Annotated in this window: 17 protein-coding genes and 1 pseudogene; 8 read left to right on the top strand and 10 right to left on the bottom strand. The window is 48.5% G+C overall.

The window, feature by feature from the left end:
* The first annotated feature begins 201 nt into the window (after positions 1-201).
* Positions 202-1,278, top strand: a complete 1,077-nt coding sequence (locus MM817_RS13870) for a hypothetical protein (protein WP_241716219.1) — start codon at positions 202-204, stop codon at positions 1,276-1,278.
* Between the two features lie 877 nt (positions 1,279-2,155).
* Here the strand turns inward: MM817_RS13870 and MM817_RS13865 are convergent.
* The 6 genes from MM817_RS13865 to MM817_RS13840 form a co-directional block, all read right to left on the bottom strand.
* Positions 2,156-3,256, bottom strand: coding sequence for a radical SAM protein (locus MM817_RS13865; RefSeq protein ID WP_241716217.1), 1,101 nt, complete (start codon positions 3,254-3,256; stop codon positions 2,156-2,158).
* Between the two features lie 241 nt (positions 3,257-3,497).
* Positions 3,498-3,791 (bottom strand): cupin domain-containing protein, encoded by a 294-nt coding sequence (locus tag MM817_RS13860; protein ID WP_241716215.1) that lies wholly within the window; start codon positions 3,789-3,791, stop codon positions 3,498-3,500.
* Complete coding sequence (locus tag MM817_RS13855; RefSeq protein WP_241716213.1) at positions 3,788-5,071, bottom strand: hypothetical protein; 1,284 nt, start codon at positions 5,069-5,071, stop codon at positions 3,788-3,790. The genes MM817_RS13860 and MM817_RS13855 overlap by 4 nt, the downstream gene beginning before the upstream one ends.
* A gap of 69 nt (positions 5,072-5,140) precedes the next feature.
* A complete protein-coding gene (locus MM817_RS13850; RefSeq protein WP_241716211.1) occupies positions 5,141-5,461 on the bottom strand; it encodes a metal-sulfur cluster assembly factor in 321 nt (106 codons plus the stop codon).
* A gap of 35 nt (positions 5,462-5,496) precedes the next feature.
* A complete protein-coding gene (locus MM817_RS13845) occupies positions 5,497-5,958 on the bottom strand; it encodes a DUF2249 domain-containing protein (RefSeq protein WP_241716209.1) in 462 nt (153 codons plus the stop codon).
* Entirely contained in the window at positions 5,955-6,185 is a 231-nt protein-coding gene (locus tag MM817_RS13840; protein ID WP_336605181.1) for a DUF2249 domain-containing protein, read from the bottom strand. Before MM817_RS13840 ends, MM817_RS13845 begins: the two co-directional genes overlap by 4 nt.
* 164 nt (positions 6,186-6,349) lie before the next feature.
* Here MM817_RS13840 and MM817_RS13835 point away from each other — a divergent pair, with 164 nt between their 5' ends.
* Positions 6,350-6,613: a CGCGG family putative rSAM-modified RiPP protein gene (locus tag MM817_RS13835; protein ID WP_241716207.1), complete on the top strand. Its 264-nt coding sequence runs from the start codon at positions 6,350-6,352 to the stop codon at positions 6,611-6,613.
* Between the two features lie 29 nt (positions 6,614-6,642).
* Here MM817_RS13835 and MM817_RS13830 read toward each other — a convergent pair whose 3' ends face one another.
* Together MM817_RS13830 and MM817_RS13825 are read right to left on the bottom strand one after the other, a co-directional pair.
* The gene (locus MM817_RS13830) at positions 6,643-7,308 is read right to left on the bottom strand and encodes a Crp/Fnr family transcriptional regulator (RefSeq protein ID WP_241716204.1); all 666 of its coding nucleotides are present in this window, start codon (positions 7,306-7,308) and stop codon (positions 6,643-6,645) included.
* Between the two features lies 1 nt (position 7,309).
* A complete protein-coding gene (locus MM817_RS13825) occupies positions 7,310-7,567 on the bottom strand; it encodes a hypothetical protein (protein WP_241716203.1) in 258 nt (85 codons plus the stop codon).
* 1,184 nt (positions 7,568-8,751) lie between these two features.
* Here MM817_RS13825 and MM817_RS13820 point away from each other — a divergent pair.
* From MM817_RS13820 to MM817_RS13795, 6 genes and pseudogenes are all read left to right on the top strand, one after another.
* Entirely contained in the window at positions 8,752-9,054 is a 303-nt protein-coding gene (locus MM817_RS13820) for a hypothetical protein (RefSeq protein ID WP_241716200.1), read from the top strand.
* A 497-nt stretch (positions 9,055-9,551) separates the two neighbouring features.
* Positions 9,552-10,748: an MFS transporter gene (locus MM817_RS13815; protein ID WP_241716198.1), complete on the top strand. Its 1,197-nt coding sequence runs from the start codon at positions 9,552-9,554 to the stop codon at positions 10,746-10,748.
* Positions 10,749-10,857: 109 nt separating this feature from the next.
* Positions 10,858-11,039, top strand: a pseudogene (locus MM817_RS13810) (DUF255 domain-containing protein); the annotation flags it as partial.
* Between the two features lie 180 nt (positions 11,040-11,219).
* Positions 11,220-11,912, top strand: coding sequence for an AbiV family abortive infection protein (locus MM817_RS13805; protein WP_241716196.1), 693 nt, complete (start codon positions 11,220-11,222; stop codon positions 11,910-11,912).
* 175 nt (positions 11,913-12,087) lie between these two features.
* Positions 12,088-12,366, top strand: coding sequence for a hypothetical protein (locus tag MM817_RS13800; protein ID WP_241716194.1), 279 nt, complete (start codon positions 12,088-12,090; stop codon positions 12,364-12,366).
* Positions 12,359-12,655 carry a type II toxin-antitoxin system RelE family toxin gene (locus MM817_RS13795; protein ID WP_241716192.1) on the top strand — a complete coding sequence of 99 codons (297 nt, stop codon included), beginning with the start codon at positions 12,359-12,361 and terminating at the stop codon, positions 12,653-12,655. The genes MM817_RS13800 and MM817_RS13795 overlap by 8 nt, the downstream gene beginning before the upstream one ends.
* A gap of 223 nt (positions 12,656-12,878) precedes the next feature.
* Here the strand turns inward: MM817_RS13795 and MM817_RS13790 are convergent, their stop codons facing one another.
* Together MM817_RS13790 and MM817_RS13785 are read right to left on the bottom strand one after the other, a co-directional pair.
* Complete coding sequence (locus MM817_RS13790; RefSeq protein ID WP_241716190.1) at positions 12,879-13,058, bottom strand: hypothetical protein; 180 nt, start codon at positions 13,056-13,058, stop codon at positions 12,879-12,881.
* 121 nt (positions 13,059-13,179) lie between these two features.
* On the bottom strand, positions 13,180-13,364 hold a 185-nt coding region (locus MM817_RS13785; RefSeq protein ID WP_241716188.1), incomplete at its 5' end, for a hypothetical protein.

Below are 13,364 nucleotides of genomic sequence, written 5' to 3'. Positions count from 1 at the left end.
ACCAACGTCAGTACTCAAAAAAAACATCTCTCCGCGACACTCTGGTACGTAGGGGTTGCACTCGCATGGGCTATCCCTACATGTGTACTATCCGGATATTCGCTTCCTTTTGCAGTTAGCGGCAACCTCGGGGCGGGTGTGATCCTAGCTACAGTACACGCGCTTATTCTAGGCATGCTGCTTACAGGAGCGGCCGGCATCTTGTGGCAGTTCGTACCGATCGCGTTTCAAGCGAGGCCGCTACCGCGACATGTGCTCTATTGGCACCTGCCTCTTCACACGCTTTCCGTCTTGCTGATGGTCTTTGGATTTCTAGCCAACCGGTTTGACATCGTCGCCTATGGTGGTCTGTCTCTGCTACTTGTCACCTTGGCTTATGGTTTTTTGGTCTTTGCTGCCTTGCGGCAGGCACGCAATCGCACAGCAGTCTGGGAGCAGGTCGGCTGGCCCCTATTCATCTTGCCCATCGTCATGATTCTCGGAATTGTCCTTGCCTTCGGCACGATCAATGGCAGTAATCAGTGGCTGACCACACACGGCGGGATCGGCTTGCTCGGTTTTTGGATGCTGATGGTCATCATATTATCGTATAAATTCTTCCCAATGTTCGCACTCAGTCATGGTTATGAGGTCTCGGCTAAGCGTGTTGTCCGCATCTATGTACTAGGACTGCTACTCTTGCTTTCGGGTATCTGGCTTCATGATGCCTCACACGGGTGGCGTCCGGTGCTGACCCTATCCGGCTTTCTAGGTGGATGCCTGATGCTTGTTGCTTTACTGCTTTTTACCCGCGACTCCTCACGGATTCTCAAGGCGCGAAAGAGGAAACGATTGGCACCATCGCTGATCGCCGCACTGGTCTCCACAGCAGTCTTACTCGTCGCCACTACGGCCGCCATTGTTGCGATGTGCCTGCAGATGGGAACTTGGTCCGTGGCCATTACCTATGTCATGCTATTTGGAGGACTCGTCCCACTGTTTATTGCTTATTTGCATAAAATCGTCCCCTTTCTCCGTTTTGAATACCGCTATTCTTATGCGTCCGATCGCAAAACGGCTCCTGCCCTCGATGACATGGTACAACGTATACCTTTTGTATGGGGAATGAGTATCTATGCCTCTGCCTCGCTGTTGGGCCTGTTCACGCTATTGCTGGATCATGCGGCCGAGGGATATGGGTGGGAAATCCTCATTGGCGTCGCGCAAGCGATCGGTTTACTCCTCGTGAGTCTAGGACTGCTGCACATTCTTCGCATAGGCGGAGCACGTCCCATGTAACCAGTAGCCCAGTCCGAAGCGTAACGGCTCCACCTTCTCCTCATGATGAAACGGTGCGTTTCTGGCGAGTCGGGCAGTGTCAAGCCTGATTCGCGTGGCGTAGGCAGCCGCCTGTGCGATCTCTCGATTACTTGCACCCGTACTTAGTTGTCTCAAAGTTGAGTCCGTATAATGGTGTACATTCAGTGGACACACTGGGTGACATCATCATACGGACTCAACTCGGAGAGGTCGAGTAGCCAGAACTTCTGGATGAATGACCAGTCCTTGGCGACAAGCATGAGAATGCCGCCAGAGTAATGGCTACGTCATTGTTCGAGAACGAAAGATTGGTACTGGTCGTGCGCACGAATGGAAGGTAACATGGGGTTGACTACCCCTTTCGTCGAGGATAGAGTTGGATGGCTCTGCACCGCGATTATTGGGGTGGTTTTTACATGTCAAGTGTTATTTGCAGATTTTTGAGGTGTTTTTTCGGCGGATTTCGAAAAGAAACTTCTATTTTTCATACCTAAGAAGGTGCGACGACCACGTCAGTGGTGGAGGAAACGGCAAAAACCTCAAGACCATCAAGCCTTGAGGAATCAATAAAAAACAAATGCCGAGAGGCTATCCAGTTGTGTGGAGGCCGCTGATGGTCCGACCTCATAAGATAATTTCAGTGCTTCTTCTTTGAATTCTTTGTCATACACTCGCATATGGATTCCTGCTTTCTTTCTTTTTTTATCATTGTGTCCAGATTTACTAGTTTACTGACTCAACAAAAATGATACTGCTCCAACAAGGGTGTCTTCATTTGTGGAAAGCCAACGAACCCAAGCGGGGCATGGCTTCACGAGCGCTATCAGGGTACGAAACTTGAGGTGACAACCTATAGTCACCCCAGCATTGTCTGCGGTCGATGTCGGTTACTGATTCCATCTACTGTTTCGCCTGGAGTATAAAGGCATAACGGATCACTCTCAAAATAATTTCCAGTGACTGCGTATGCGCGCGCCCGCGATCCCCCGCAGGCCTCTCTAAATGGACATATACCACATTTGCCCACTAGCCGAGACCGATCCCGTAATGCGCAAAATACTTCCGATTCGCGATAAATATGGCTGAGCTTATCGTCTCGTATATTACCTGATAGAATAGGCAAAAATCCGCTAGGAAACACGTCCCCAATGTGAGAAATAAAAACAAATCCATCACCATCATTCACGCTTCTACGGACACTGGCTGAATCGTGTAACAAGGCAACCCGCCGGTATTCAGGGGATTCCGTGGTTTTGATGAGGAAAGGGCGACGGAGACTTTGTTGATATAGCCATTCCATTACTTGCTCATGCTCCTGTGCAGAAATCATGTCTTGTGCACGTGCTCGCCCGGTTGGGATCAACGAAAACACACTCCACAATACAGCTCCGAAAGACTCTGCTAGGTCTGCAATATTCGACAGATCGTGAAAGTTATACACTGACAATGTGGAGTTTAGCTGGATGGCAATACCTTCCTCGAAAAGTATATTCAGTGCATTTATGGTCAGATCAAATGATCCCTTCGTTCCTCGAAATTGATCATGGATTTGCGCTGTAGAACCATCTAAACTGAAAGCCCACCGAGACAGTCCTACCTCCTTGGCCCGTACAATGGCCTCTTTAGTTACCTTTGGAGTAGCACTCGGCGAAATGCCAACATGGAGCCCCAAACTACGAGCATAGGAAATAAACGTAAACAAATCCTCTCGTTCCAGAGGATCACCACCTGTGAATACGATGAAAGACGTACCCATTTCAGCAATCTGATCGATAAGTTCGAGCCCTTCCGCAGTCGAAAGCTCTCGCGGATCTCTCTGCCGTTGAGCCTGCGCTCGACAATGTAAACAGTGCAATTGACATGCACGAGTCACTTCCCAAATTGCAATATATGGAGACTGGGAGAAGTCCATTTGTATAGCGGGACTCTTTTGCACGTACTCATTTACGACATCCATGGTGGAACCCTCTCTCGTCCTATTGACTTCGTATCATCACTACGTGTCAAATATATCTGCCATCCTCAGTACGCAATAGACACGAACCTACTAACTATTCGTTACCAAATGACTAGATAGTAGGAAGTCCGATCAGACTAGTCTCAACGTGAAACAAGCCAAGTGGTCAGTGGTTCTACTGAAACAAAGGCCGCTTCTCGTGTGATCGCGCCTTCAGACATAAGCGGATTGCGGTCGCAATTTAATGTGCATCCGGTGTGAGTACGAGCAGCACCACGCTTTGCTTGATCGATCTTACGGCGTGCTCCACGTACGCGTCTATCGTGGCGAGATCGTGTGTACGCAACACGACGCTCTCGTTGCCCGCCACAAATTCAATCTCACCCGACAAAACGACGATCGTCAGCACCTGCGCCGCATGATGGCGGTCCAGGGTCTGGCCTTCTTCCAAAGACAATTGCCTCAGTGTCAATCCTTCCCTCTGCATCATGGTTTGGATCTTCGGTTGTGTAAACGTCAGTGTGAATTTTCTCATGAACTCTTTTTCTCCTTTAGTTTCGTTAACACCAGCACCATTTGGACACAAAAAATCAGGATCGCCACAGCCGTCACAACCGTTCCCGTCCATGTTATCCACTGCCACATCAGGCCACTACCGACAGTGAACAGCAAGACCCCAGCTCCAAAGGAAAGAAAGACGGGTTGTGACTGACGCACGTTTAGAAGATCAGCAATCGTAGCAGGTTTTCCTGCCCCAGGATCGTGGCGTGAGCGATGGCTCCAGATTAAAAATGGAAGGATCTTATAAGCGTAAGCCATGACTGTCAAGGTGACACACCCCAGTAGATACAAGATAACAACACTCTGCCATCCGGCCTGCTCGTCCGGGTGCAGCCACTGTACAAAAGCCAACAGAACCAACCCGAGGACGCCTGCCAAAAGCGCCCATCTTGCCGCCTGCATAGGTGACTCTGGCCGCTTGCGCATACGGTGTACAAACATGTCACGCAGTGAGAATGCATGAAAGACGAACGCCCCCGTACCAACGGCCATCCCGGAATAAGTAATCCCATCTATATGACTCCAGATTCCCGCGATGGCCAAAAGGATCGAGATATGGACCAGCCAGAGTGTCGGTCGATACCAGTGAACACGATAGCCGTGCGCTAATGTGAACATGGGAAAGAGTTTGTAACTGAACCCCATAAGCAGCAATGTAAAGAATCCGCCTACGGCCAAGATGATATGCGTGGCGATCAATTGATTCATCCATGGGTTCAACCCTGGTGTCGTTCCAGAGTCCGTCAATACCAACAAAATAGCGACGCTAACTGCCAAGATTAGATACACGTGCGCCGATACAATAAAGCTCCATAGACTATCCTTTTTCTTTACACTGCACAACGATACGAGGACCGTACCGGCATAGAGATAGATGGCCAGGATCAGCGCTCCACCGAAAACGAGAAACCCCATTTCCCACCACTGGCTCATCGTCACCCATAACCCGACAAACGACATAGCATACAACCAAAAATTCCAGCGAGCGATACGCACACTCGCGAGTGGGATTAAAAAAGCAACGGTTGACAGTTGATAGACGGCGCCCATGACAAACGACAGCAACGACCCGAGCGTCAGGAGATGCGCGGCCGCAACCACAGACGCCGCCCCTGGATTTCCCACCGCAAGCGAGGGCGTTTGCGAGGTCATATCGAGGGCAAAAAGACCGAAACAAAATACTCCAAAGGTCATATACCGAAGCGGTACGGTATAAGGCGGAGACTGACTGGAAATTTCAGTTTCTCTCATCATGCGTATGCTCTCCTCGTCTCAGGGTATCTGTTGGCCAGCGGGCAGACGTTCGTAGAAAGAGCTTTGGGATCACCATCCTAATTGGCGCTTTGCGGCGTCTGACATCCGTTCTGGCGACCATGGCGGATCCCAAACGACGTCGACGTAGACCATATAAACATGAGTCGCCTGAGCTACTGCCCATTTCACCGCTTGACTCAAGTTGTCATGTGCGGGACACCCGGGCGTGGTCATGGTCATCTCCACTTGTACCGTACCCGGCTCCAGTTCCTGCAATCCATAAATCAGCCCAAGGTCCACCAGATTGATCCCTATTTCGGGGTCACAGACTTCCTTAATCCTCTCACGTATTTCTTCAAGATCGACGACACCGTGCTTTCCATCGCCCATGAATATTCCCTCCCGAGTTAGCGCATAACGTTGCCTTACCGATCGATCCGAACCCGTACGATGTCATCCTCCTCGTAGATCTCATATACCCAACCAGTTTCATCTAACTCTGGTAGCAAAAAAGCTGGCACCCGATCATTCCAGATCTCAAGTCCGATGTCCCCGTTTTGCAACTCCGAGATGCCTTCTAAACATTCGAGCGTGCGCGTCATGGGTTGCGGTGGCTCAAGCCCACGATTGTCGAGATGCTTATAGGGCCGTTTCGAATCGTCTCTGTAGAAGTCCACGATAAAGTGCTCTGGACTCATTTGGACAGCACAATGAGAAAGACCTTGTCGACTCATTACTCGAATCAAAGGCTCGGGAAGAAAGGTCGCATGCAACTGAAGTACGTCATTTCCTTTCAATCCCTGCACTGCCTCCATAATGCGGGCAAAAGGTTCTTCTCTGGCCTGCAGCATCGGGCGAACATCTAGCTCCACCAAACGTCGTGTCATGACGACTCCCTCACTCTCTTGTCAATCTGTACCTGCCAACGAGTAGGACCCTTTTCAATGTAGGTCCACTCAAACTGACCTGCATACTCGGCGGACAGTTGATAGTATAGCGTCCTAGGGTCGTGATCATTGACGAGTAGCAACCACGATCCATGGGATAGTGCATCCCACACACCGAAAATGGTCTGATGCTTCACGGCGGGGGCAAACTGACGAACATCAATCACTGCAGCGAATCATTCTTGTACCAACAGGCAGTCCCTCCTCATTCAGTCGCAGTAACAACTTCAGTATGCACCCTAGGTGCGCAAGAGAGTGTGTTCTGAATCACACTAGAACCGTCCCTTGGGTGATAATCTACAGACATACAACATGCAACGGAGGTGCAAAGATGAGTAAACAAAATTGGTCCGTAAATTTAGAAACAGAGGAATATGCAGATGATCGTGACCTGGTGATTGCAGACTCTATCCAGGCGATTCTCGAAACGGGGCCGGGGGGATTTGTGAATTTGGCCATTGCGCCACAGCACGGGAATCCCGACGATTACTTGCTTCGGGCTCTGGCTGATCGCTTCCGGGATGCAGTTGCGGTGCGATTCGTGGATCAATGCGGGTGCGGAGGGTATGTATATCGCGTATCGCGCCTCCAATAATCAGTATCGAGGGACCTGAACTTTCAGGCTCATGGCAACCGTTCCGGGTAAACGATCCACTCCCCCCGATCGCCTGTAATCACGCCAGCACGTCTCAGCTCATTCCATACTCGATTGACGGATTCCCGTGTCATACCGATCATCATGGCCATCTCGCTGTTAGTGATCGAGAGACGCAAGTGCACGCCGTCATGCTGCGTTCTTCCATGCTCTTCGATAAGGTGCCGTAACAGAGTCAGAACACGCTCGTGAGAGTTCGATATGAATAAGTCCTGCACTTTGGTCTGCAGTTGCACAATGCGCTCCCCCATGACGCGCATGACTTTGCGTGCGATCAACGGATCATCCATCAGCAGCCTATCGAACGCAGCACACCCTATGGCTAACACATCGCTGTGCTCCACTGCTTGTGCGGTGCCTGGATAGGGATCATCCGTAAAGAACCCGACGTGTGGGAACATTTCGCCACGGCCCAATAGATTCACGATGTGCTCTCGACCTTCGACATCGACCTTGGAGATTTTGATCAGTCCCTTACGAATAAAATACACTGCTTCTCGAGTCTGTCCCTCGGAGAACAGAGTCTGTGTGCGGACATAGTGGTGTTCCACGCACAGCGCCCGAACGCGTTCTAGTTCCTCAGCACTCAGGTCACGAAAGAGGCTTACATTCGCCAATAGTTGACTGGACTCCATATCACACCTCCATTTTCCCTGCCCATCGTTTTTTCTCGATCATAATCCAACGCACACTTGACTCCGGAAAATCGCGGTATCCTTTGCTTGTGGCGATGTTCATCATAGGCCACAAGAAGGAGATTTTTGATATGGCTTTTACCGTTACCTCTCCAACCCACGCTTCTTTATATTCAAAAGACAGACTCTCGATTCGCTGTACTTCATTTGTCACTTTGGTGATCGATGCAACCGCGTCGCTAGTGAAGTCCGCCTCCACTCATTCGTACCACTCCATTAAGCAAATAGTAAGCCCTCGTCAAACAATCAACCAGATTCGAATGAACCATTTGCGCCCTAGTCCATTTTTACTATCAGTGGAATTGCCGGATCATGACAAGATAGTCCACTTGGGGTTTCCTAAACCTCCCCATGGATAAATCCAGAAGGTTCTAAAAACCTGATATGAACGAGGCCTGTCAAGTCTCCCAGCCAGATCTTGTTTTTCCCCTTACCACGCGGGTCCTTCGGTCGTCAAGAGTCCGTGGAATACCGCAGCGAAGCGAGGATATGCCGCGAAAGCTCTTGACGAAGCAACGTTAGGCCCGTACTGAACTACGGGAGGTGTCGACCTTAAGGAGACATCTCCACTGGTGCACAGTTTGAAAGTGAAGGATCTGGTTCGCAGGCAAATCTTCTGCAACGGTCGGCAATCTGATATACGCGGGTTGGGTACCGCAAGTGATACCTCCGTCAATGGCTGCCTCAGACTAAAATCGTGCGTTTGACGAGCGTCTAGCACATAGGTTGTACGAGGATTCCCTATCCCGGGACTTGCCTACGAGCCAGATCCTTCACCACAGTTGAGACGAAAGAGCACGGACATTGCGCCATGAATCAGGCTGATGTTTGCTCCCGCTCCTTGTCTCTTTGTTCAACCTCGCAGGCAATGGCCCAAACAAAACCGAGTAATTCACGTGCAACTGCTGTTAGGCTATAGGGGTGGACACAACGAATCGAGAGTGTGAAAATAAGTAAATCGATTCGAGGTGTTCATGGTGACAAAGACAAATAGATACAGCACGGAATTTACTCGGAAAATCTGGACACGCTCTGTTTAGGGAATCAAGTAAAGAGGGGGATGGATGGGTTCAATCGTATGAAAGAATCTTTGAATTAATATTTGAGCGTTTTCATCAAAATGCAACCGAGGTTAGTAACTCGGTCGAACTAGCGGACGTCTTACGGTGGTTACCTCGCACGGCAGCAAATTTATCGCCAGACTTTCTCAGGGTATTATGGAAGTTATTTCATAGTAAAAGACTAGATGCTCTGAGAAATAACGACCTTCTGGAAGCGTGGGATTTTATCAAGTATATTCTCGATTCACAAACCTGTCCGGATGACGAATCAGTTCGTTGGGATGAATTGCGCATCTGGCAGTGGATAGATGATTCGAGAGGAATGTACTTCGAGACCACAGACCAATTTGCACTCCGTAAAGATGCCCGGTTGGAAGCATTTAAACCAGTTAAGAATCGATTCATTCGTATTGAATCGATTCAATGTAAAAGGTTATTATTTGTGCGCACGCCCAACTTAATCGATTCACCTGTTCTTGAAATAAGTGCAGAGGTAGAGGCATTGCTTCAGAATTGTACGGGTGAGTATACTGTTAAACAATTAGAAGCCTCCATTTGCCCGCAGGCAAGACTGAAGGAAAAACTTCTATATTTGTACGAGTACAGTGCAATAATATTCAGTTAGACAAACCATTGGACCGGTAACCTAAATCCGTGACAATTGTATTTAGAAAGTCTTAAAGTCGGAATATTTATAGACTAAAATTGAGATATCGCTAGATGCGCTTGGGATCACATTTCAACGGTACTGAAATTTCTGCAAGCCCAAGCCTGGAGCAGATATCTCGAACACAGATGTGGCCTATACCTACGTTGGTCTACTCTATTAAGGGAAAAGTGACTCTAACCCAACGGGTGCTTATCAGTAATAGTAAATTTATTTGAAACTAATGTAAATTTATGGTTCAAAGCACGTTAATGTTACTGCATTGGGTCGCACGACTCCGTCATGCTGTCATGATCGTTGTTAGTACGTATTCATCTGACTAATCGTGGGAGGCGTGATAGTAAACAGATCATAGCCAGAGTTGACGAGTAGAAGCCATAGGCTAATCGGTGAGGACAGATACCATCAGATTCGGAAGGAGAATACCATTGGTTATGCACACAGGTGGGTCCATTGTGAAGCGGTATCCTCTTGTCTGGCGACTATGGATATCCCGATTTCTGACGGCAAATGCCGCTGGCATTGGTCAGTTCTCGATTCAGTGGCTGGCAACCACATTTCCCAATCCGGCGTTTGCACTAGGATACGTCAATACGTTTGGAAGTATCGGATCCATTCTTAGCAGTTACATTTTTGGATGGCTGTCGGACAACTTCTCTCCATCCATCTTGATGGTAGCAGGTAACGTTGTAGGTGCAGTTTTCACGATAGGTATCGGATTTTTGTTACGCAACCAACACTCCATGCCATTGCTACTCATTCTAGTCTTTCTGTGGAACGTGTTCATAGCGATTACACGGGCTGCTTCACGCTCCCTTGTGCCGCAAACGGTGGATAAAGAAGACTTGCCAACCGTAAATGCCTGGATGGGCACCATCGCGCCGATTCAACAGTTTCTGGCGAAAGGATTCGCTGGCATACTTATTGCGACCGGCCTTTTTCATGCATTTCTCGCGGCCGGTATCGTCATGTTCCTCTCTGTCTTTACTTTAATAAGCCCGAAACACTATCCAAAGAGAGGGACGAAAAGTCACAAGACGACGAATCCTCTTTTGGGGCTGCATATTGTATGGTCCAGTCGACTCCTGCGGCAAATGGTTATCTACACGTCCGTTCAGAACTTTGGCTTCAGTGTCTTCCTCGGGGAATATGTGCTGTATTTGAAGCAAGCTGCAAATCTATCTGCCACCCAAATTGGTGTGGGGCTTAGTCTTGCGACGGTGGGGACTGTGCTGTCATTAATAATGGGTCCGCGGCTGTTACGGAGTCGCAGTCAGATGCTTGTTGTGGTGTCTCCTGTGCTGATTGCTGCTGGAATTGCCGTCGTCTCGCTGGATGGAGGTATGGGTGGGCTTGTGTTCGGTCTGTTTCTACTCGAACTCGGATCTGGATTTGCCAATCAGACGATCGGCTTAATTCGTCAACGCACTGCACCGCTTGAATTTATGGGCTCTGCAACGGGGGCATTAACGTTGCTTCACTCGGTTCTCGTTCCTGTTGCTATGGCGATATCAGGACTCATCGCTGTCCAGTATGGCACGGGCGTGACGATGTCCATAGCGTGGATTGTCGTTCTGATATCGGTCGTCTTTGCATGGGGACTTGCAAAATCAGTTCAGGGCTACCTGCAGGATACTAAGGGGGATCTTTGAGCCAAGGCGCTTATTGGAAAACTGATTCCAATCTTGAGTCCATTTTACTCTACTCTACATGGCGTCACGTTGGTGTACAATAGCGGTAAAACCATCCAGGAAGGATGTTATGACCGTGAAATCCAACAATGCCGAACACAAACACACCAACCGCCTCATCCACGAAAAGTCGCCCTATCTGCTCCAACACGCGCACAACCCGGTCGACTGGTACCCCTGCCCTGGGGTCCAGAGGCGTTCCAAAAGGCAGCCCGTGAATCGAAAGCGGTATTTCTCTCCATCGGCTATTCGTAGCCCTGCGGGGCTACGAATAGCAATATACGCTGAAAGTGGAGTACTTTACCGACCTGTCACTGATAACAGGTCCATAAACGAATCCAGCGTAGGAAAATAGAGAGATAAAGCATATGGATTCAGGAAATCAGCAAAATAGGTTGGCTGTTTCTCTGTTCAACGGGGGTATTCACTATAATGAAGAAACAAACGCTTTCTCCTCAAGACGCATACGAGTTAATTCCTTTGGCCGTGGAGAACGCAATGGAGTTCATCTCAGCTGGGGAGCTTCTTGCTAAGAATCGGTTATACAGTAAGGCCTTTATTATGGCCTCCTTTGCAGTAGAAGAACTCGGGAAAGTGGATCAATTACAGGCCATTTCAGTCGGTGGGAATGCGGATGTATATAGCCACGATCACAAAAATAAGGCTTTCTCGTTGCGGGAATTTATAGCATTTATGACCGTTAAATATAATGATGTATTCTCACCTCTGATGGAATGCATGAATAACAATCTGACCGCGGGCGAACTTCTTGACTTACTTTCTGAATTCAAAAATCAACATCCGGAAATTGAAGCGGAAGTTCAAAAGTTTATGACTGCTTCTGATATCGACAATCTCCATTCCAGGTGGATAAAAATGAGATTTAAATTGCTATATACGAATCCGGGCGAAAAAGATGGAATATATGAAAAATGGGAAAATGCCAAGGAGGAATTTGAAATGGCGCGCATAGTTGAGGATGGCAGTGTGTTTGAATATTTAAGGATTTTTGTTGAGGGGGTGAAAGCTTCAAATCCTGCAATGAACAATATTTCGTTTTCTCTTTTCAGGGAAATTACGGATCCAATGTTGAACGAATTTAAGCGGACTTTGGCCGACGGTTAGGGAACAACAACCTTTGGATTCGATGCGATCACCTGCGTCTCCTGGGAATCGCTTTGATGGTCATGGGCTGTTCACAATGTACGCGTTTGTTATATAGTAATAAATGCCAATATTTTAATGTGCTCTTGTTTCAATTCTCTTGAGGTATACTCAAGTCAAAGGATGGTGTTTGCTGATGAAGCACATGACTGTGGACGAACTCTACGATAAATTGAAAGGGAAAACTTATGTGGAGTGGACAGATCTCGTTCAACTGATTGAAGACGAATTCCAAGTCAGCTTGGTGGTGGAAAAGAGCCCAGATGATGATGACATCGTCGCAATCGCCGGGGATCCAGATATCTTACGACAAATTCGAATGAGCCAACAAGATCGGGAGAATGGACGCGTTTTCGGGCAGGAGGACGGGCTGAAGTACCTGCGGGAAAGAATTCAGGGTGCCGAACGTGGATAAATCGTACCAAGTCACTTGGTCCAAGACGGGTATTGATGAATTGGCGGGGATACTCGCATATCCAACGAATGTGAAAGAGCGAATTTTGGATGACTCTTTTCATCGACTCTCGCATTCTCCGACCCTGACGGCCAAACAGATCAGAAATGGTCCTCTGGAAGGATATTGGGTACGGCACGGGCTCTATCAAGTCATGTTGATATTTCGCGTGGACGAGCAGTGTCTTTCAGTCCATATTGACGGTATCAAGCATAAAGCCCAGGATGTTTACTGGAAGCGTGGACAATGATCAGTGATAAAAGTGGACAACAGCGTGCGACCGCTTATGTCGTAGCGGATTATGCTTATTTAAATTTCACCTCAATATCAATTTCGCCCCCGTTCCGCCTGTATTCAATCCGCTCAATAATCAACTTCATGAGCCGGTTGCGCTCTTTTACGTCGATGGCGGTTGTCCAGGAAGATTTGAGTTCGTCAAGCCTCTGCTTTCGTTCGGCGTGGGTAAGGGGTGATCATCCGTCCAGGCTCTCCTTCAGTTGTTCATACTCGTCCTCTTTTTTCACTATCAGATCCTTCAGGCGTTCCAGCCGCGTTTTGTACTCTGCCTTTGTCACGTCGCCCATCACGAATAAGTCCTTGAGACGATTCACCCCATCCCGCAGAGATTCGAGTTCCCGCTCCTTCGTTTGCAACAGGTGCTCCGTCGGAATGTCAGATTCGTGAATGGACCTAGTATAAATTGGTGGACACAAAAAGAAGGACTGATAGACTACTATCGAAAGGGTGTCTTAAACAAAATGGGAACAAAACAAACTAGGGTATTTTTGCCCATCCCCTCGAAAAGGTAGAATAAGCGAACGCTTGCAAGAGTGCATAGAGATCCACACCAGGTACACTCCGTCCTGATCCTTTAGCGACGCCATCTTTGATCGACAGGCACAGCGTAGGCTTGTACAGGTTTTGCGTGAGTTTCCCTGCGACGATCCCAATGACTCCTT

This window comes from Sulfoacidibacillus ferrooxidans, assembly GCF_022606465.1.
Lineage (GTDB): Bacteria > Bacillota > Bacilli > Alicyclobacillales > SLC66 > Sulfoacidibacillus > Sulfoacidibacillus ferrooxidans.
The sequence above is the reverse complement of the archived record's forward strand: the minus strand, read 5'-3'. Positions and strand labels throughout refer to the sequence as shown.